Source organism: Streptomyces xylophagus, from assembly GCF_000716435.1.
GTDB classification, from domain to species: domain Bacteria; phylum Actinomycetota; class Actinomycetes; order Streptomycetales; family Streptomycetaceae; genus Streptomyces; species Streptomyces xylophagus.
In genome coordinates this window covers 1-16,490 of sequence record NZ_JNWO01000056.1, presented here as the reverse complement: position 1 = coordinate 16,490, position 16,490 = coordinate 1, and the positions used below count along the sequence as shown (strand labels likewise).

Sequence of the window (16,490 nt, the reverse complement as noted above, 5' to 3'; positions counted from 1 at the left end):
GGGCGGACGAGCAGGACGGCCAGGACGTGGACGAGCCGGTCCTCGGGAGGGCCCGGGGAAGTGCCGGCCGACCGAGGCGGCCACGGCCAGGACGAGCGGGAGGGGCGGTCAACTGTCCCGGTATTACCGACCATTAGACGTATGCCCGGGTATGCACCCGCCGGGACCGAGGCGGACGAGCAGGGGCTCCCATGCCCGCGGCCCCCTGCTCCGGGTGGGAGCAGGGGGCCGCGGGGAGCCTCGGTCAGCCGTGGGTGTACCGGCCGTCAGGGGTCGGGCAGTCCGGGTCTGAGCACGCACAGTAGGCGCCGGGCGGCTCGTCCTGGTCGTCGTCGTCCCCGGGCGGCTCGTCCCACTCGGGGTCGTTCTCGGGGGTCAACTCCCCGCAGGACATGCACCGTTCCTTGCCGTGCCGGACCCCGACCCGACCGCCGCACCGGGCGCACTCGCCCCGTTCGAGCACCGGGCCGCGTCCAGCCTGGCAGGCCGGGCAGGTGTGCCCCTCGGGGCCGGACGTCCATCCGGCCCGCGCGGCGACGTCCTCGAACTCCCCGGGGTAGTCGTTCGGTTCGAGCAGGACGGCCAGGCAGTTGCGGCGGTCGCAGGTGGCCGCGTCCCGGATCACTTCTCGGTCCCGAAGTCGGGGAGGCGGTAGACCGGGGCGGTGTAGGTCTGGCCATCCGCGCTGGGCTTCCATCCGGCGGCCCGGTCCGGCTCGTAGTGCGCGGCCGGGAGGACCTGGAACCCCTGCTCGATGAGCCGGTGTCCGGCGGATGCCGGGCGGATGTCGTCCCAGTCCGGGAGTTCGATCCGGGCCAACTCCTCGGGCTCCGGGGTGTGTTGGGTCACCGTGATGACGTACCCGCCGGACTCCGAGGGGGCGACGGTGGCCAGGAAGGCGCCGCCGGGGGCTTCCGCGATCTGCTCGCGCAGGGTCGGCACCTGCGGGGTCTGAGGCTCGGTCCCGCCGTGCATGGCCTCCCGGTCGGTGCCCTGGACGAGCCAGCCGCGGAACGGGGCGTGACTGCCGGCGCGCATCCGGTCGACCCGTTCGGCCACGGTGGTGTGGTGGGTCTGGGTGACTTCCCCGATCTCCCGCAGGGACATGCGCGCACGGCCCTCGGACGCCTCCTCACGGGCGTACAGGATGAGTTCGGACTCCAGAGCCTCCAGCCGGGAGCGGAGCCGCCGCACGTCCCGCAGGGCGGCCCACAGCCTGTCACCGCTCATGAACTCGCCCTCCCGCAGGGAGTCGACGGCCTGAATCGCGGTGTCCGTCTCGTCCGCCATGGTCCAGCCGTGGACGTGGCCGGAGCGGAAGTGCAGCACGTAGGACGTGGTGCCGTCCTTCCACCACGTGGTGGCGCCGTTCTGGCCCCCGAGCCGCTCGTCAGGGGCGGTGTCGGCGTGGGTCAGGGTGATGCGGCCGACGTGGTGCGCGTAGTGCGGGAATGAGCTTTCCGAGCCGGGGGCAACGATGCGGGTTCCCATGGCGGGGTGTCCTTCCTGGTCAGGGAGTTGGGCAGGATCACGCCCCCCGTTCTGTAGGGGTGACCCTACGGAAGAATGTAGGGGTGACCCGACGGAAGGAACAAGGGCGACTCCCGGCCAACTGGCGCATTCGGGGGCGCGTGCTGCTGTCGCGTGCCCCTGTCGCATGGGGAGCGGGAGGGGGAGTTCGGGGGGTCCGCGCAGGTCACAGCGCGCGACAGGGGGACGTGTGACAGGTGGACGCGACAGGGCCCCGGTACGTCAAGTGACAGACGTACCGGGGCCGGTTGTACGTCATCCGGTCTTCCCGGCCTGCGTCATGCGGCGGCGAACAGGGCGAGTTGGGCCACGTGGCACCCGTAGCCGGGTGCGGCGACCCGGCCGGGCGCCCGGGGGCCTGCCACGTGGACGTGGTGGCCGGTCGGCGGTATCCGCTCCATGGCCTGCTCTGCCGCTTCCCGCAGGGTGAGCCGGGAGCCATCGGGCCGGGTCAGTGCGAGCGGGTGCGGCTCGGGTTCGAGCAGCTCCCCGCCCGGGGTCACCAGGACGGGGGCCCCGCAGCGCGGACACCGGCCGGTCATGACGGGTCAGGCGCCCGGGGCGGACCGGGGCGAGGTAGGCCAGTCGACCGACCCTGTGGGGGCGGGAGGGACGCGGCCGGCACTCCGCCAGTTCTTCGCGCTCTTGCTCGCCTTGCTGCGGGCCGCCGCTGTGTCGACGTCGTACCGGGCCAGGACTTCGCCCCGCTGATCCTTGGGGACTTCGTAGATCTCTAGTTCCGCTTCGAGATCCTGCCTGCTCGCGTAGCCGCCCACTTCGCACTGGGCACTGATCCCGGCAACCCTGCGCCAGGGGATGAACCGGACCCCGACGACCGGAGACGGGTCCACCACGCCGTTCTCAACGACGTGGACCTCCCACGTCCCGGAGACGATGACCCCGCCACCCGTGAACGTCAGGGCTTCCGACCGGGCTTCGATCTCCGTGTCCCCGGTGATCTCGATCAGGCAGAGTTCCCCGGGAGGGAAGACGCCTTCAAGTTCCTTCGGATCCATGTCTGACCTTCCTTGGAATTGAGGCGGGGCCCCCAGCTCGGGGGCCCCGCGGTGTCCTACGCGCCGAATCCGATCGCTGCGACGGACGTGTACGCGCCCCACTCGGACCCGAGGGTGTCCTCGGCAATGTCCTCCCACTCAGCGTTCATGCCGTCCGCGTCCCCGGCCGACCACTGGTCGACGAGCCGGTCCCACTGGTTGGGGCGGATGTTCACCTTGCGCACGTCCAGGGCCCGTTGCCGGGACGGGGTGACCCCTCCCTGATTCACCGGGTGGACTTCCACCCGGGTCCCGCGCCCGTTGTTGCCGAGCCGCTTTTTCAGGGACTTCGCCACGTTCCGCCGCCGCATGTCGGCGTATGCCGCGTCAATGCGGCCCCGGTTGGCCTTGTTCGGGTCACGGTCCCCGGCAAGCCACGCGATAAGCGTGCGCGGGGTGACGCTGATACCGGCTCGTTCCATGGCCTGATATCCGGCGGGGGAGTTCGTCAGGTACTTGAGGCGTGCCTCCAATCCGCGTTCACTGGCCGCCGACGACTTGATACCCCCGGCAAGTTCCGTGAGCCGTTCGGCAATTGCCTCTCCGCCCGGCTTTCCCTTTGCGCCGTATGCGCCCGTGATTTTCCCGGCCATGTCGTCACTCCCCCATTTCCGTGACCGGGGCGCCGACGACATAGGCGCCCTTCGTCTTCATCTCGGTCAGTCCCCGGCCCTCAGCGAATACCGCGCGCCAGTCTCCGGCCACGTGCAATTCGTCGGTGCCGGTGATCCGGTGAACGGTCAGACCGGCGGTGTGCGCCTTGAATGCACGGCGCCACAGGTTCCCGTGAGCCTGCGCCCGGATGATCTGTGACCAGTCTGTGCGCTCAATGAGGTGATTGAATTTCGACGCCTTCGCGGACGTGGAAATGAACTTGGAATACATGGCCTTGACGTAGGCGAGGGTCACCTCGTCCCCCGACTCGATGGCCGCCGCACGAGCGTCCCGGAGGATGATCCGGAAGGCCCGGAGGATGCTCTCCGAGGACCCGCTCGTCCACGACTCGTGAATGACCGGCGCGTCGCACAGGCGCCCGAACTTCTCGCTTGCCGCGTCCATCAGGAGTTGCAGGGTCGGCCGGGTCACCCACAGGTCCCCGGACAGCTCCCGCGACCCGAGGGGGTTGGGCAGATCAGTACGGGTCCACTCCGGCGGGGTGATCAGGTACAGGCCGGACCGACGCCGGTCGAACTCTCCGCCCGTGGCGTGCTGCAATCCGCCGATCGGGAGGTGAGTGTTCAGGGCCGACAGGTAGGCCGCGTTCACGTCCAGGAGCTGCACCTCGGTCCCGTCCGGGGTGCTGGGGTTCGTCCACTTCGGACGGGCCTCCCACACCTCGTTCGCGCCGTTCTTGGACGGCTTACGCAGGATCTCGGGCTCCGGCGGGTGCGCGGTGAAGTCGTACCGGGCAGACACCCGGGTCGACTCCAGCAACTCCATCCCGTCCGGGATGGCCGTCTTGATCAGGGCGGCGGTCGCCTTGTCCACGTCCCCGCCGGCCTTTTCCAGCGCGGCGGCCACGCGGTCCGCGATGCTCGCGCACACGGTCGGCTCCGGCCGCGGCTTCCGGGACGCCTGGCGGCTCGGGGCGGGGGCCGTCTCGGGCTCCGGCTCCGGCTCGGGGAGGACCGGCTCGTCCACGGCCACGGGGCCCACAGGGGGCGCCACGGCGGCCAGGGGAGCCACGGGAGCGGGGGCGGCGGCCACGGGCCCGGCCTCGGCCACGGCGGCGGCTCCGAGGGTGCCCTCGGGCCACTCGTCCGGCGCCTTGCACCCGGCGTGCAGTCCGTCGCCGTACAGGTCTTCCCGCATCTCCCCACCGCACCCACGGCAGACGAGCGGGGCCTCGGGGCCCTGCGGAGCCTCGGGGTTGTCCTCGGGGCCCGAGCCGCCCCGTCCGTCCGTCTCGATCGGGACCGGCATGGACCACACCTTCTTCGTGGCCCGGGCAACGGAAATCCACTGGGAGGCGGTGTGCCGGTGCGTGATCCGTCCGCCTCGGTTCTCGTCCTCCCCGGTGATGTATCCGGCCGCTTCCAGGGCCTCACCCATGGCACGGGCCGTGATCTCGATGGGGGCGCCGGAGTCGGCCGACTTCTGGATGACGTACGGGGCGGCGGCGGACGGGAGCAGGTACAGCCGCGTCCCGTCCGTCCAGCCGATACCGGCGCCCTGCGCGTACTCCCCGCGCCACCCGAGGGCCTGACCCTGCGCGGGCATCCCGCCGTGGACGTCCAGGACGTGAACGTCCCCGACCGCCAGGCCGTCAAGGATCGCGTCCCGGATGCGGTCGGCCATGGACTGCCCAGAGTTCGCGTCGACCTGCGCCCGCAGGGACTCGCACAGACCGGCCCACCCCCGTTCCCACAGCTCCCGGGAGCGCTCCGGAGTGACCCACCCACGGGAGAGCGCGAACTCCAGACCGGCCCACAGACCCGCGGCCTTGTCCGCCGACGACTCGACATAGCGGCCGGGTGCCTGCGTCTGTGCGGTCAGGTCGGCCGCGAACCGGTGCTCCAACTCCGCCACGTAGGCGTGCGCCGGCATACGGGCCGCCCACCAGATGACGAACGCAGACATGAGCGATGACCGGGCCTCGGGGCCCCCGTCCGCGTCGGCCGCCGCGAACGCGGCCGGGTCGAACTCCCCACGGGAGAGCTGCAACAGGTGCGTACGGTTCTGCGCCGACTCGACCGCGGTCACGTCCTCGGCCGACAGGCCACCGAACGCCCGGGGCCGGAGCCGGTCACGGGCCACGATCTTCCCGTCCTTGATGCCCATGCGGCCCTTGGACGAGCCATTGAACAGGGACCGGGCGAACAAGTCGAAGTAGTCGGCCCGCTCCCGCGCGGAACCGGAAGGCGCCATGTCGTCCCACCCGACGAACATGTCGCCGAACGTGTGGTGGACGTACTCGACATAGGCCGGGGTCGCGAACGCCTTACCCGCGTTGAAGGGGAGCGTGTTCCAGCGGACCGAGGGAGCCCAGCACTGCGTCACGAACGCCATGTGGCCGGACTTGCCGGACCGGTTCACCGCGACGTACGTGCAGCTCCCCGAGGGGCGGCCCATGGCGGCCCGGAACACGGCCCCGATCTCGACCGCCGCGAACTTGTCCGGGGTCATCCCGAACAACTGCCACAGAGCCTCGAACGCACGCTGTCCGGCCGTCTCGTCCTCGGGCGGGGCGGCCATGGTGAACACCCCCAGACCGTTGCCGTAGACCGGCACGTCCAGGGCTCCATCCTTCGTCCAGGCCCCGCCGCCGTGGACGTACAGCCAACGGCCCTCCCGGCAGTGCCACCCGAGCCGGGAGTACGCGGGGATGGTCGGGAAGCGGTCGGAGCCGAGTTTGATCGACGTCACGATGTCCCCCCGGGCGGTCTGGCCGGTGGCCGCGAGAACCTGCGGGATCTCGGCAAGTTCCTGCCGGTCCAGCCATGCCAGTTTGTCGAATTCGTCGGCCGCCACGGTGTCGACCACGACCGCGCCCGCGTCCGGCCGGGACACCCGCAGGTCGTAGTACGTGACCACGGGCCGGGACCGGTCGGTCGTCTCGGTCGCCGCGATCGGGTACGGCTCCCCGGTGTCGTCGGCGTACGCGGCGGTGATCTCCGCTCGCGCGGACAGGATCTCTTTCCGGGACACCTTCGTGACCCGATCCCCGGCGGCGTTCTCGCCGTAGGACCGGCTCACCCGGTAGTGGCCGTGGTCGTCCACCTCGTACCGGTCCGCGATCCGCTCAGTGGTGATCTCTTCCCGGGCGCCATCGGAGCCGGTGACGACCCGGAGGGGCCGCTCCGTTCTCGGGCGCGGGGTCCGCGGGGCGGACTGGGGAGTCGTCTCGGTCATGCGTCGGCCCCCGCCCGCGTCAGGAGCCGGTCCGCGTAGGACCGAGCGCGGGCCAGGGTCGGCCATCCGGAGGTGATCAGTTCACCCGCCGAACAGTGGACGCCCCACCCGCCACGGCCGCGCACGGTCCGGCAGATCAGGTAAGACGTCGTCCCGTCCGTGACCGTGGTCACGCGGCCGGAGCCGCCGACGGGGGTCACACGGGGATCTGTGGTCAGGGCGGGTTCTTGCTGGGTACTCTTGGAATGCACTTGATTCCTCGCTAGGGGATCGATGCCAAGCCCTGGGAGTCGTGTCCCGGGGCTTTCGGCATGTCTGGGGTCGGGTGCCTGCGGTGTGACCCCGCCGAAGCGGGGTCGTGTGGTCACGGAGCGCGGGCCGGGGTGAGGCGGAGCCACCCCCTTTGAGGGGTCAGGGCACGAGGGGCCGGAGCCGGGAGAGCTATCCCCGCCGGCCGAATCCCGAGGGAGAGCAGGAACGCCACCAGGGCGGCCCGAACCTGCACCGGGAGGGCCGCGAAGGCACGCACGAACGCGCGGGCGACGGACCGCCGCCCGGCCGGGGTCATGCCCTTGACCATGGCGACGATGCGCCGGTCTACGTCCTGCGGGGGCAGACCCTCGTATCCGCCGAATCGCCAGATGATCAGGAACTCTTCCTCGGTCATCCGGAGGAACATCTCCAACAGGCCGTCAGCCTTGTGCACGGTGCTCACCCCCTTCGCGGTCGTCGTCGTCATGGGTCAGGCTCCGAGGGGGAGCGGGATCGTCAGGGAGTTGGTCCCGACCGTGGCCCCGCTCGCCTTCATCGCGCGGTACATCTGCGCCAGGGCGACTCCGGCGGCCATGGCCAGGGCGGCGGCGGCCACCAGGAGCAGGGCCTCGGATACCGGGATGTAGCGCGTCCGGCCGTGGCCTCCCTGCTCAACGACCGTGACCCCGCAGCGTCGAACGGTGTAGTTCACCGCCGGGTAGTCACCAGTCGTACGGGCCACGTCGGAAACCGGCACGGTGCCCTGCGGGGTCACTCGCCAGCCCGAAGGGACCGGGGGAGCCTCGGGGGCGAGCGTCGCGGTAGCGGTCACGTCTCCCAACTCCTTTCGATAATTGCTATCGATCTTAGGGGGAGTCAGGTCCCCCACGCCACTCCTGAGTCGGGTGAATCTGGCGTGTCGATCCCGGCCCGGATCGTCTGTACGTCAACGCTGCTGCCGGTACGTCAACTAGGTGACGTACGGCGGCCCCCGAGGACCCGCTCGTCTTCCCGGCCGGGACCGAGGACGCCCTCGGGAAGCGGGAACGGCCCGGCCCTCGATGCGGGAGGGCCGGGCCGTGCGGTCAGTTGATCCGGGTCATGCCGTCCGGGAGGGGAGGCTCGGGGAGTCCGGCCTCCCGAGCTGCTGCTCGGTCCCGGAGCCAGGCCCGGAAGTCGCGGACCGCCGCGCGGTCACCCTCGGTCAGTACGGTCCGGGGGTCGTTGCCGCACCCGCCCCTCAGAAAGGGGGTTCCTCGGTGTACCCTCCGTCCTGCGCCTGGCCGTTCGCGGCGGCACCCGCCGGGGCTCCGGCCGGGACCGCCGGACGGGTGCGGGAGGCACTGGCCCACGCGTCGTCACCCGGGGCCGATCCCTGGGACTTGGCCACCTTCGTCACGGTGGCCGTGGCGAACGTCAGGTCAGGGCCGACCGCGGACCCCTCGACCTCCCACGCCGAACGCTTCTCGTTCGTCTTCTCGTCCGTCCACGTCCGCTGTCGCAGGTCGCCCACGACCAGGACGCGCATCCCCTTCGTGAGAGTGCCGGCCGCGTTCTCGGCCAGGGACCGCCACACCGTGACCCGGTGGTAGTCGGTCCCGGCCTCCCGCCACTCGTTCGTCTGCCTGTCGAAGGTGCGGCGGTTGACCGCTACGGAGAACTTCGCCACGGCGGCCCCGCTCGGGGTGAAGCGGAGTTCGGGGTCGTCGGTCAGGTTGCCCACGATGGTGATCGGGGTGCCGTTCGTCGTCATGCTGTCTGCCTCCTGCTCGATGGGTCGGTGTCGTCGGGGGGGTGAAGGGAAGTGCCGGCCGGACGGCCACGCCCGGGCCCGGCGGGGTGCCGGGCCCGAACGTGATCAGCCGGAGGACGAAGGGGCGGGGTCGAAGAGTTCCAGTTGCCCGGCCACGGGGGAGACCCCCCGGGCCTTGAGCCGCCGGTACTCCGCCGCCACCCACGACCGGGAGTAGCCGGTCAGTTCGACGGCCGTGCTCTGTGGCTGTCCGGTGGTGTAGCTGTCGCGCACGATCTCTAAGGCTCGGTCCCGGGTCATCTGCTCGGACATGGGTCCCCCTCGGATGGTCGGGTGTCGCGGTGTCGCGGTCGGTGTCGCGGTCGACCGCGACAGGGGTTGTCGCGGTGTCGCGGTCGGGTCAGAGGTACTGACCCTGGTCTGTCGCGGGGAGCTTGCTGCTCTGTCGCTGCATGGCGCGGGCGACGGTCTGTCGCGTCGTCTCGGGGCGGTAGGCCCGGACCCGAGCTAGAACCGTGTCGCGGTCGGTGACGCCCGCGGTCATGGCCTCCCGGACCATCTGCGCGACGCTCGGTGTCGCGTCGCCCGCGGTCGGGACCGAGGGGGCCGGGGCGGGGGTTGTCGTGATGGTGTCGCCCACGACAGCGGACCCGCTCGTCTCCAGGCCAGAGACCCGCTCCCGCGACGTCGCGGTCTGTCGCTTGGTCATCAGGTCGACAACTCCGGGCACGGCGGCGGCGGGGGCCGGAGCGGCGGGGGCCGCCTCGGTGTCGCGGTCGGCCGTCGCGGTCGCTACCTGCGGTGTCGCGGTGTCGCGGTCGGTGTCGCGGTCGACCGTGACGGGGGTTGTCGCGGTGTCGCGGTCGGTGTCGTGACGCGGGGCGGGGAGTGTCGCGGTCCAGTCGTGACGCGTCGCGATGGTCGCCAGACCCGCGACAGACTTCCGGCGGACGACGCGCGACACGATGGCCGCCTCGGCCGCGTCCGCGTCGGCCGGGTCCAGTCCGTGACGCGCCGCGTCGATCGCGGCGGCCAGCTTGGCCGCGCGGCGGGAGCGCTTGCGGCTCCCCTCGGATGCGGCGGCCACCCGGTCGGCCAGGTCGACCGCGCGGTCCGCGGCACGGCTCCGGGCGATGGCCGCGGAGTCGGCTCCCCGCCGGCCGATTCCCAGGGAGGCGGTCAGCCGCTCCCGCAGCTCCCGCAGGGCGGCCCCGATCAGGCCGTCCGACTTCTCCCCGGACATGCGCAGTTCGAGACCCAGGAGCAGGTGGAGCATCACGGCCAGGAGCACGGGCCCGAGGACCACTCGGACCGGTCCGCCGACCCCGCCGGACACCTGAAAAGCGGGGATGGCCTGCACGAGTACGGCGGCGTAGGCCAGATACGCGGGTCCCTTGGTCCGGGTGGCCCACGCGTACACCGTGAGCGCCACGATGGCCGCCTCGGCCACCCCGCACAGGAGAGCGCGCTCCACGTCGTTGGTGATGTTCAGTGCGTCCCCGAGGAACCGGAACGAGGTGTCAGCGGACATGCCGAGGGCCAGGGCGGCGGGGGCGAGCAGGCCCAACGTCGCGGCCTTGGTACGGGACATGTGCGGCATGGCGGGGACCTACTTCCTCTTGCTCTGTACGACGACGCTCTGGACGACCTTGACCGAAAGTGTGTCGCTTCCCGGCCTCTTGCGGCACAGAAGCGCCAGGGCTACCGCCAGAACCACGGCTCCGCCCAGGTAGGGGGCCGCCGCCGACACGGCCGACACGGCGGCCCCGAGGGCGAGCGACAGCCCCCAGACGACGAATCCGACGACTCCGGCCATGGCCGACACGGCGGCGGTCACGGCCGACGCACGCCAAACCCAGCGGGGGACGACCGGGTCCGTGTCCGGTTTTGCCAGGGCGGCGGACTGGGGGATCAGGGCGCCCGAGGCCACCAGGGCGGCGGCGTGCTGCTGCCGCTCCCATGCGGCGAGCAGGTCGGCCGTGGACGGGATCGCGGGCCGCTCCGGGGCCCCCTCGGGCCGCTCGGACGGGGTCACCAGGGAGGCCGGGGTGTCGGGGATCAGGAAGCGGGCCAGGTCGTCCGGCGTGACCTCCCGGCCCGGTGCGGGATACTCGCTGTTGCTGCTCACGGGGTACTCCTTCGTGGGTGTCAGGGCCCGGTGTCAGGGCCCGTGTCAGGCGGTGTCAGGGCGGTGTGTCAGCCGCTCTGACACCGCGTCTACCTGGGGACTTGGTGTCAGGTGTCAGGCCGTCAGGCTGACGTCAGAGCCGGGACGATGCGGTACTTGTGGCCCCCCGCGGGGACGAGTCGGCCCTCCCGACCGAGGCGCCCGAGCTCCCCCGCGACCCACGGCCGGGACCGGCCGATCTGGTCGCAGTAGTCCATGAAGTCCTTCGTCTGGACGACCATCCGGCCCTCGGATTCGAAGTGCCGGAGGATCTCCTCCATGGCCGCCTTCGGGTCGTCCGGCTCGTCCCCGGCCGCCGCCCCGAACATGGGCGCGTCGATCGCCTCGGGGAGTTCCTGCTCGGGGTCGATCCCCTCGTCCTCGGGGTCCACCAGGGGTTCGGTTTCGGTCATGTCGTCGTCCGTCCTGGCGGCACGCTGCGGGCCGCCCTCGGGGGCGGTGCCCGCGTTCGGGCGCTCGCGGTCGGTGTAGATCTGTCCGGCGACCGAGGCGGCGGCGGTGGCCGTCACGTCGTCCACGGGCATCCGGACCGAGGCGAACTCTCGGGTGACCCACTCCAGCGTCACGGGGTTGTTCCGGAACGTCCGGCTCGGGGTCGACCACAGTTCCTCGTCCACCCCGGCCTGTACGAGGTAGCAGTAACCGGGCCGCTTGTTGCCCCACGCCCCGGGGTTGGCGCCCGCGTCCAGCACTTCGGACGGGAGGGCGAAACCGGCGTCCCGCTCGTCCACGCCCATGCACAGTGCGGACGGGAGGGAGGCCCGGGTGTCGGTGCTGATCTGGTAGCCGCTCGCGCGCTGCATCGAGACCACCAGGGAGGCGCCGGCCGAACGGGCTTCCTGCGCGATGCCGGTGAACGCGTCGTCATCGACGGCCCGCAGGGTGTTCGCCGCTTCCTCGAACCAGCCGACCAGGTACGGCATACCGGGGCACCCGCACGCCGTGCCGTCCTCCCGGCAGGTGTGCGCGGGGTCGTCCTGGCGGACCGCGGCGGCGGGCTCCCACGACCGGTAGGAGTGCGAGCCGAGCCACAGTTGCCGGGCCGGGATGACCGCCTCGAACGCTGCGATCATCACCGCCGCCCCGTCCTGCGTCGTGACGACCCAGTCGCACGCGCCGAACGCCTCCCCGAGGTCCTGGCCGCGCTTCGGGTCCGACAGCCACACGGCCACGTCCCGGCGGGTGAGGACTTCCGCCATGACGTCGAGAGCCGCCTCGGTCTTGCCGGAGCCGGTCACGCCCATGACGAGCAGGTGGATTGCCTGCGGGAGGGTGAGGTGCAGCTCCCGGCCGTCGTCGTACACCCCGATGACGAGCGGTTCCGCGATGGAGCCGCCCGGGGCGGACGGGCCCGGGTACCAGATGACTTCCTTGAGCATGTCGTTCGGGACGATGACCAACTCGCCCTTGCGCGCCGACTCGGGGTCGGGCCGGTAGCGCACGGCCGTGGTCGGCACGTCCAGCGCGGACGCGACCCGGGGCAGGCTCTTGGCCATGTCCGCGTTGGTCGCCTCCCCGGCCGGGAGCGCGTACGGCACGGTGACCTTGTTCGGCTCCACCTTCGCCGTGCCCAGCTTCGTACGGGCCAGACCGACCTTCTCCAACAGGCCCTTGTCCGAGGACTCCCCGACCGCGTCAGGGTTGCGCCGCATGACCATGCGGACGTTCCACGACAGGGCCAGGACCGGGCCGCCCATGGCGTACAGGTCGATCACGGGGTGAGTGATCGGACCGGACAGGGCGGCGGCGGTCACCCACACCGACCCCGCCGCAACCGTGATCGCGGAGTGCAACCGGCGCTGAGCGCTCGTCCCCCGGCCCGCCCACCACGTCGCACCGGTCAGCGCGACCGAGGCGAGCGTGAGACCGGCCGCGCCCCACGGGGAGTCAGCCCACATCAGGTGTGCGCCCTCCCCGACCACGCCCACGCCCACGACCCCGAGCCACGGGGGCAGGTGCGGCTTTGCCCGGTGCAACAGGTACTTGCCGACCCCCGCGAGTGCCGACTCGCCCTTGAGCTGTTCCTCGTGCTGCTGCTCGATGTCCTTCTCACCCATGACCGCCCCTCCCCTTACTGCTGAGCCCAGTCCATGCGCGGACCCTGGGGGCGCCGGGCACGGTGCTTGACGCGGTTGATCTCTTCCTCGTACGCCTGCTGGAAGGCGGCATAGGTGGCCGCGGCGTTCTTCGCGGCGGAGGCGGCGGCGTCCGCGGACTTCCGCAGCTTCCGCGAGACCTTCCAGGCCCGGGCCTTCGAGCCGCCGATACGGCCCTCGGGGTCCGGGACCGTGGACAGAACGCCCTTCAGGATCTCGGCACCCATGGCCACCTCGAACGAGAGCGTCACCATGACGGCCCGCAGGTGGTTGCAGTAGTTCCGCACGTCCGCCGGAGAGGTGAACTCGGGCGGGGGGAGCAGGGCCTCGGAGTGTCCGCCCCGGCCTCCCTGCGCGGGGACCGAGCCACGGCTCCCGCCGCCGCCCCCGCTGTTGTTGGTCTTGTTCTGCGACAGGTTGAGCGTGAACGAGGGGGCGAACGACGCGCCGAACTTCGCGGAGTCGTTCTTGCTGTTCTTGCCGCCCGTAGCGGCTGCGGTCGGTGTGCTCACCGGTTGATCTCCGATCCCTTGCGGTGACGGGGGCAGGCGCAGGGCGGCCAGATGATCGCGTCCCACGGGTGCACGTCGCAGTCGTCCGGCCAGATCTCCCGAACGGGCGACCACGTACGGCCGCTGTCCCGACTGATCCGCATCGTCATCAGGGGCCGGTCGGCCGGTCCGTCGTGCTCCATTGCGACTCCCTGCGCTCTCGGTAGGGACTTCCCCATAGGAAGTGCCTTCCTGTAGGAAGTTAAGGGATCAGTCCGGTACCGTCAACCACATCCGATAGGAAGCGAGGAACCGATCATGGCCGGGACCGTGGAGCGCATGGCCGCCTACCTGCGCGCGAGGATCGACCTGGGGACGCTCGAACCGGGCAACAAACTCCCCCCGACCGGCGCGCTCATGAGTCAGTTCGACCTGAGCGACAACGCCGTATACCGGGCAATCGCCCTGCTCAAAGCCGAGGGCTACCTCGTGTCACAGCAGGGGAAGGGCGTGTTCGTCGCGCCCCGCCGAAACCTGATCGCCGGAGCCCAGCGCATCCGCGGCATCACGCAGGCCGGGGAGACGATCCACCACAAGCGAAGCGAGCGGGTGCCGGCGCCCGACTGGGTGGCCTCGTTCCTCGGGGAGGGCGAGTGCGTCAACCGGGTCCGCACCGTGCAGCGCGGTGACTTCGTCCGGGAGGCGTCGCAATCCTGGGTGCACGTCGACGTGGCGGAAGTCGTCCCCGAGATCGACCTCCCCGAGCCGTGCGACCCGACATGGCAGGCGGTCTATGCGGAGCGCTCCGGCAACGCCGTTCAGGCCGTGGCCCGGACCGTTGACGCCCGGATCACGACCGACGACGACCGGGCCGCCCTGAATCTCGAAGGGGACTTCGCCGTCCTGGTCCTGCGCAGCGTCTACGCGACGGGGGACAAGGTGATCGGCGTGGGGGAAGCGGTGTACGCCCCGGGCTATCCGCTCTCCGTCACCTGACCCGACCGGCCCCGCACCCTTCCCCCGGCCCCGAACGGCCCTCGGTCCACCCGGACCCGAGGGCCGTTCGTATTTCCGGATCACCCCGGAATACCCCGTGAGATCATCGAATGTGACACCGCGCCAGGAACCAGCGGAAAGGGGGGAGACGTGCGAACCGTCCCCGTACAGATCGTGTGTCGTAGCTGTGCCGAGCCGTACCGGACGACGGTCCGGGGCGGGAACACCCGGTGCCCGCACTGCCGTACCTCCCGCCACGTCCGCATGGATCAGGAGTGGGAAGGACCGGTGACCCCCGACATGTCCGGAGCCGCCTCCCGGGCCGTGGAAGTCGCCACCCGACCCGCCGTGTGGGTCGAATGCCGGTGCGGCCATGAGTGGCAGTCCCTGGCCCGGGACCGGATGACGATCCGGTGTCCCGAGTGCGGCACCGGGCAGCGCGTGCCCTACCGGACCGACGCGAACACCGGGCCGTCCCCCGAGGGCTACCGGCCGCCGCCACCCCCGCCCCGGGCCCCTCGGGTCCGCCCTGCGCCCGTGTGGGAGCCGGACGACGACCCGGAAGACGAGTGGGAGCCGGACGAGCCTCCCCGCTCGTCCCTGGCCGACTGGATGCGCTCCGGGGGCCGGAACGAACTCGCCCGAGCCTTCCCTCCCGGCGGGGCGCCCCGGGGCGGACTGGCGGGCATCCTGGCCGCGTTCGGAGCCAGGACCCCCGCGGCTCCCGCTCCCGCTCCCGCTCCCGCGCCCGCGCGTCGAGCAGCTGCTCCCCGCCCTGCTCGTCCGGCCGTGCCCAATCCGCCGGCACTCGCCCCCACCGCCCCGGCCGGAGCCGCCTCCGTGCTACCGGTCGACCCCCAGACGCTCCCCGAGCGCGAGCAACGGCGCCGTGACGATGTGTGCCAGATGGTCAGGTCCCTGGGGACCTCCCTGCTCGTCTGGTACAACCAGCCGCCGGGACGCTGTGAGGCACTGGACACGAACCAGCCGAGCGACCGCCAGAGGTGCCCGGGCATCGCAGCGTTCGCCGTGCGCTTCCGCCGGGACGTGACCGAGGCGGACGCGTTCACCTGCGCCGCGCACGCCCGGCCCCTGGCCGCCACGGCGGACCGCGCGCCGTACATCACGGCCACGGTCTACCGGCTCCGGTAGAAACGAATTCCGCGCACCGCGCCAGACCAGCACTGCACACCGGAAATACCGCGTGCGCGCACGTTGAAGAACAACACCGCGCCAGCAACCAGCAAACCAGCGGACAGCGAAGGTACCCGCACGGAAACAACGCGTTGGCGCGGTCGACCAGCACCCGCCGGAGTACCGTCTCCGGCACCCCCGCGGCCCCTGCTCCCTCCCCCCGGAGCGGGGGCCGGTCCGCGCCCGGGAGCCGCCGCTCGTCCCGGCCGCGTTCGTCGCGTACGTCATCACGGACCGCTGTACGTCATCCGGTTGACGTACCGGGCCGCCCGTACGTCACCGCGCCTTCCCGGCCGGGGAGGACCGGCTCGTCCGCCGCCCTCCCGAGGGCCGCCTCGGGGGCCGCCTTCCCACTTCCCCCGCGCGCCTTCCCACTTTGCCGGGGGCCGCTCGTCCGGCTCGTCCGCGGCCCGCAGGGGAGCCGGGCGCCCTCGGTCCGGCGCGGGTCCCCCGAGGGCCGCCTCGGGCGCCTTCCCACGGAACGGGCCCGAAGTGGGATGGAGGCTCACCCGCCCTGACCTGCGCCCTTCCCACTCTGGCCCGGTCGCTCGTCCGGCTCGTCCGGGGTCCGCAGGGGGGCCGGGCGCCCTCGGTCCGGCGCGGGTCCCCGAGGGCCGCCTCGGGCGCCTTCCCACACGCCTTCCCACTTTGAAGTGGGAAGGACTCCCAAAGTGGGATGGAGTTTTAGGCCCCTGACCTGCGCCCTTCCCACTCTTCCCACTCTTCCCACTTTCCCAGGCCCCTCCGTACGTACGACTTCCGGCAGGTGCGGGAAGGGGTCGGGCCGCCGCCCTCGGACCCCCGCCCCGAGGGCCGCCTCGGGGCCGCCGCCCGGGCGCCTTCCCACTTTGAAGTGGGAAGGACTCCCAAAGTGGGATGGAGTTTTAGGCCCCTGACATGCGCCCTTCCCACTCTTCCCACTCTTCCCACTTTCCCGGGCCCTTCCGTAGGTAGGGCCCGGAGCCCTCCCAGGGGCAGGGGCCGCCGCTCGTCCTGGCCGTGGCCGCCTCGGTCGGCCGGCACTTCCCCGGGCCCTCCCGAGGACCGGCTCGTCCACGTCCTGGCCGTCCTGCTCGTCCGCCC

18 protein-coding genes are annotated in these 16,490 nt (G+C 71.7%); 2 read left to right on the top strand and 16 right to left on the bottom strand.

Going from position 1 to position 16,490, the window contains the following annotated elements; all coding sequences use genetic code 11:
- Positions 1 to 244: 244 nt before the first annotated feature.
- The 16 genes from OO70_RS49605 to OO70_RS49530 all read right to left on the bottom strand — a co-directional run bounded on the left by OO70_RS49605 (position 245) and on the right by OO70_RS49530 (position 13,420).
- The gene (locus OO70_RS49605) at positions 245 to 625 is read right to left on the bottom strand and encodes a hypothetical protein (RefSeq protein WP_030498517.1); all 381 of its coding nucleotides are present in this window, start codon (positions 623 to 625) and stop codon (positions 245 to 247) included.
- The gene (locus tag OO70_RS51665) at positions 622 to 1,491 is read right to left on the bottom strand and encodes a hypothetical protein (RefSeq protein WP_051742471.1); all 870 of its coding nucleotides are present in this window, start codon (positions 1,489 to 1,491) and stop codon (positions 622 to 624) included. Before OO70_RS51665 ends, OO70_RS49605 begins: the two co-directional genes overlap by 4 nt.
- 317 nt (positions 1,492 to 1,808) lie before the next feature.
- Positions 1,809 to 2,072 (bottom strand): hypothetical protein, encoded by a 264-nt coding sequence (locus OO70_RS49595; RefSeq protein WP_063755196.1) that lies wholly within the window; start codon positions 2,070 to 2,072, stop codon positions 1,809 to 1,811.
- A 6-nt stretch (positions 2,073 to 2,078) separates the two neighbouring features.
- The gene (locus tag OO70_RS49590; protein WP_030498520.1) at positions 2,079 to 2,546 is read right to left on the bottom strand and encodes a hypothetical protein; all 468 of its coding nucleotides are present in this window, start codon (positions 2,544 to 2,546) and stop codon (positions 2,079 to 2,081) included.
- A 56-nt stretch (positions 2,547 to 2,602) separates the two neighbouring features.
- Positions 2,603 to 3,178 carry a hypothetical protein gene (locus tag OO70_RS49585; protein ID WP_030498521.1) on the bottom strand — a complete coding sequence of 192 codons (576 nt, stop codon included), beginning with the start codon at positions 3,176 to 3,178 and terminating at the stop codon, positions 2,603 to 2,605.
- Positions 3,179 to 3,182: 4 nt separating this feature from the next.
- A complete protein-coding gene (locus OO70_RS51660) occupies positions 3,183 to 6,437 on the bottom strand; it encodes a hypothetical protein (protein ID WP_051742469.1) in 3,255 nt (1,084 codons plus the stop codon).
- On the bottom strand, positions 6,434 to 6,637 hold the full coding sequence (locus OO70_RS49575) for a hypothetical protein (RefSeq protein WP_030498523.1): 204 nt from the start codon (positions 6,635 to 6,637) through the stop codon (positions 6,434 to 6,436). Before OO70_RS49575 ends, OO70_RS51660 begins: the two co-directional genes overlap by 4 nt.
- A 164-nt stretch (positions 6,638 to 6,801) precedes the next feature.
- Positions 6,802 to 7,176, bottom strand: coding sequence for a hypothetical protein (locus OO70_RS49570; protein WP_030498524.1), 375 nt, complete (start codon positions 7,174 to 7,176; stop codon positions 6,802 to 6,804).
- Between the two features lie 3 nt (positions 7,177 to 7,179).
- A complete protein-coding gene (locus OO70_RS49565; RefSeq protein WP_030498525.1) occupies positions 7,180 to 7,521 on the bottom strand; it encodes a hypothetical protein in 342 nt (113 codons plus the stop codon).
- Positions 7,522 to 7,929: 408 nt separating this feature from the next.
- Positions 7,930 to 8,442 carry a single-stranded DNA-binding protein gene (ssb, locus tag OO70_RS49560; RefSeq protein WP_030498526.1) on the bottom strand — a complete coding sequence of 171 codons (513 nt, stop codon included), beginning with the start codon at positions 8,440 to 8,442 and terminating at the stop codon, positions 7,930 to 7,932.
- A 105-nt stretch (positions 8,443 to 8,547) separates the two neighbouring features.
- Positions 8,548 to 8,754: a hypothetical protein gene (locus OO70_RS49555; protein WP_030498527.1), complete on the bottom strand. Its 207-nt coding sequence runs from the start codon at positions 8,752 to 8,754 to the stop codon at positions 8,548 to 8,550.
- Positions 8,755 to 8,842: 88 nt separating this feature from the next.
- Positions 8,843 to 10,033: a hypothetical protein gene (locus OO70_RS51655; RefSeq protein WP_157846665.1), complete on the bottom strand. Its 1,191-nt coding sequence runs from the start codon at positions 10,031 to 10,033 to the stop codon at positions 8,843 to 8,845.
- 18 nt (positions 10,034 to 10,051) lie between these two features.
- Positions 10,052 to 10,570 carry a hypothetical protein gene (locus tag OO70_RS49545; protein ID WP_030498529.1) on the bottom strand — a complete coding sequence of 173 codons (519 nt, stop codon included), beginning with the start codon at positions 10,568 to 10,570 and terminating at the stop codon, positions 10,052 to 10,054.
- Positions 10,571 to 10,692: 122 nt separating this feature from the next.
- Positions 10,693 to 12,687 (bottom strand): plasmid transfer protein TraB, encoded by a 1,995-nt coding sequence (gene traB, locus OO70_RS49540; RefSeq protein WP_030498530.1) that lies wholly within the window; start codon positions 12,685 to 12,687, stop codon positions 10,693 to 10,695.
- Between the two features lie 14 nt (positions 12,688 to 12,701).
- Positions 12,702 to 13,238 (bottom strand): plasmid transfer protein TraA, encoded by a 537-nt coding sequence (gene traA / locus OO70_RS49535; protein ID WP_030498531.1) that lies wholly within the window; start codon positions 13,236 to 13,238, stop codon positions 12,702 to 12,704.
- A complete protein-coding gene (locus OO70_RS49530) occupies positions 13,235 to 13,420 on the bottom strand; it encodes a hypothetical protein (RefSeq protein WP_030498532.1) in 186 nt (61 codons plus the stop codon). The genes traA and OO70_RS49530 overlap by 4 nt, the downstream gene beginning before the upstream one ends.
- A 115-nt stretch (positions 13,421 to 13,535) precedes the next feature.
- On the opposite strand from OO70_RS49530, the gene OO70_RS49525 reads away from it, so the two are divergent.
- Positions 13,536 to 14,213, top strand: coding sequence for a GntR family transcriptional regulator (locus tag OO70_RS49525; RefSeq protein ID WP_030498533.1), 678 nt, complete (start codon positions 13,536 to 13,538; stop codon positions 14,211 to 14,213).
- A gap of 150 nt (positions 14,214 to 14,363) precedes the next feature.
- Positions 14,364 to 15,365 (top strand): hypothetical protein, encoded by a 1,002-nt coding sequence (locus OO70_RS54325; protein ID WP_158711665.1) that lies wholly within the window; start codon positions 14,364 to 14,366, stop codon positions 15,363 to 15,365.
- Positions 15,366 to 16,490 lie beyond the last annotated feature (1,125 nt).

Coding starts and splice junctions, on each gene's coding strand:
- OO70_RS51665 (WP_051742471.1), bottom strand. CDS start 1,491: ATGGGAACCCGCATCGTTGCCCCCGGCTCGGAAAGCTCATTCCCGCAC.
- OO70_RS49595 (WP_063755196.1), bottom strand. CDS start 2,072: ATGACCGGCCGGTGTCCGCGCTGCGGGGCCCCCGTCCTGGTGACCCCG.
- OO70_RS49590 (WP_030498520.1), bottom strand. CDS start 2,546: ATGGATCCGAAGGAACTTGAAGGCGTCTTCCCTCCCGGGGAACTCTGC.
- OO70_RS49585 (WP_030498521.1), bottom strand. CDS start 3,178: ATGGCCGGGAAAATCACGGGCGCATACGGCGCAAAGGGAAAGCCGGGC.
- OO70_RS51660 (WP_051742469.1), bottom strand. CDS start 6,437: ATGACCGAGACGACTCCCCAGTCCGCCCCGCGGACCCCGCGCCCGAGA.
- OO70_RS49570 (WP_030498524.1), bottom strand. CDS start 7,176: ATGACGACGACGACCGCGAAGGGGGTGAGCACCGTGCACAAGGCTGAC.
- ssb (WP_030498526.1), bottom strand. CDS start 8,442: ATGACGACGAACGGCACCCCGATCACCATCGTGGGCAACCTGACCGAC.
- OO70_RS49555 (WP_030498527.1), bottom strand. CDS start 8,754: ATGTCCGAGCAGATGACCCGGGACCGAGCCTTAGAGATCGTGCGCGAC.
- OO70_RS51655 (WP_157846665.1), bottom strand. CDS start 10,033: ATGTCCCGTACCAAGGCCGCGACGTTGGGCCTGCTCGCCCCCGCCGCC.
- traB (WP_030498530.1), bottom strand. CDS start 12,687: ATGGGTGAGAAGGACATCGAGCAGCAGCACGAGGAACAGCTCAAGGGC.
- OO70_RS49530 (WP_030498532.1), bottom strand. CDS start 13,420: ATGGAGCACGACGGACCGGCCGACCGGCCCCTGATGACGATGCGGATC.
- OO70_RS49525 (WP_030498533.1), top strand. CDS start 13,536: ATGGCCGGGACCGTGGAGCGCATGGCCGCCTACCTGCGCGCGAGGATC.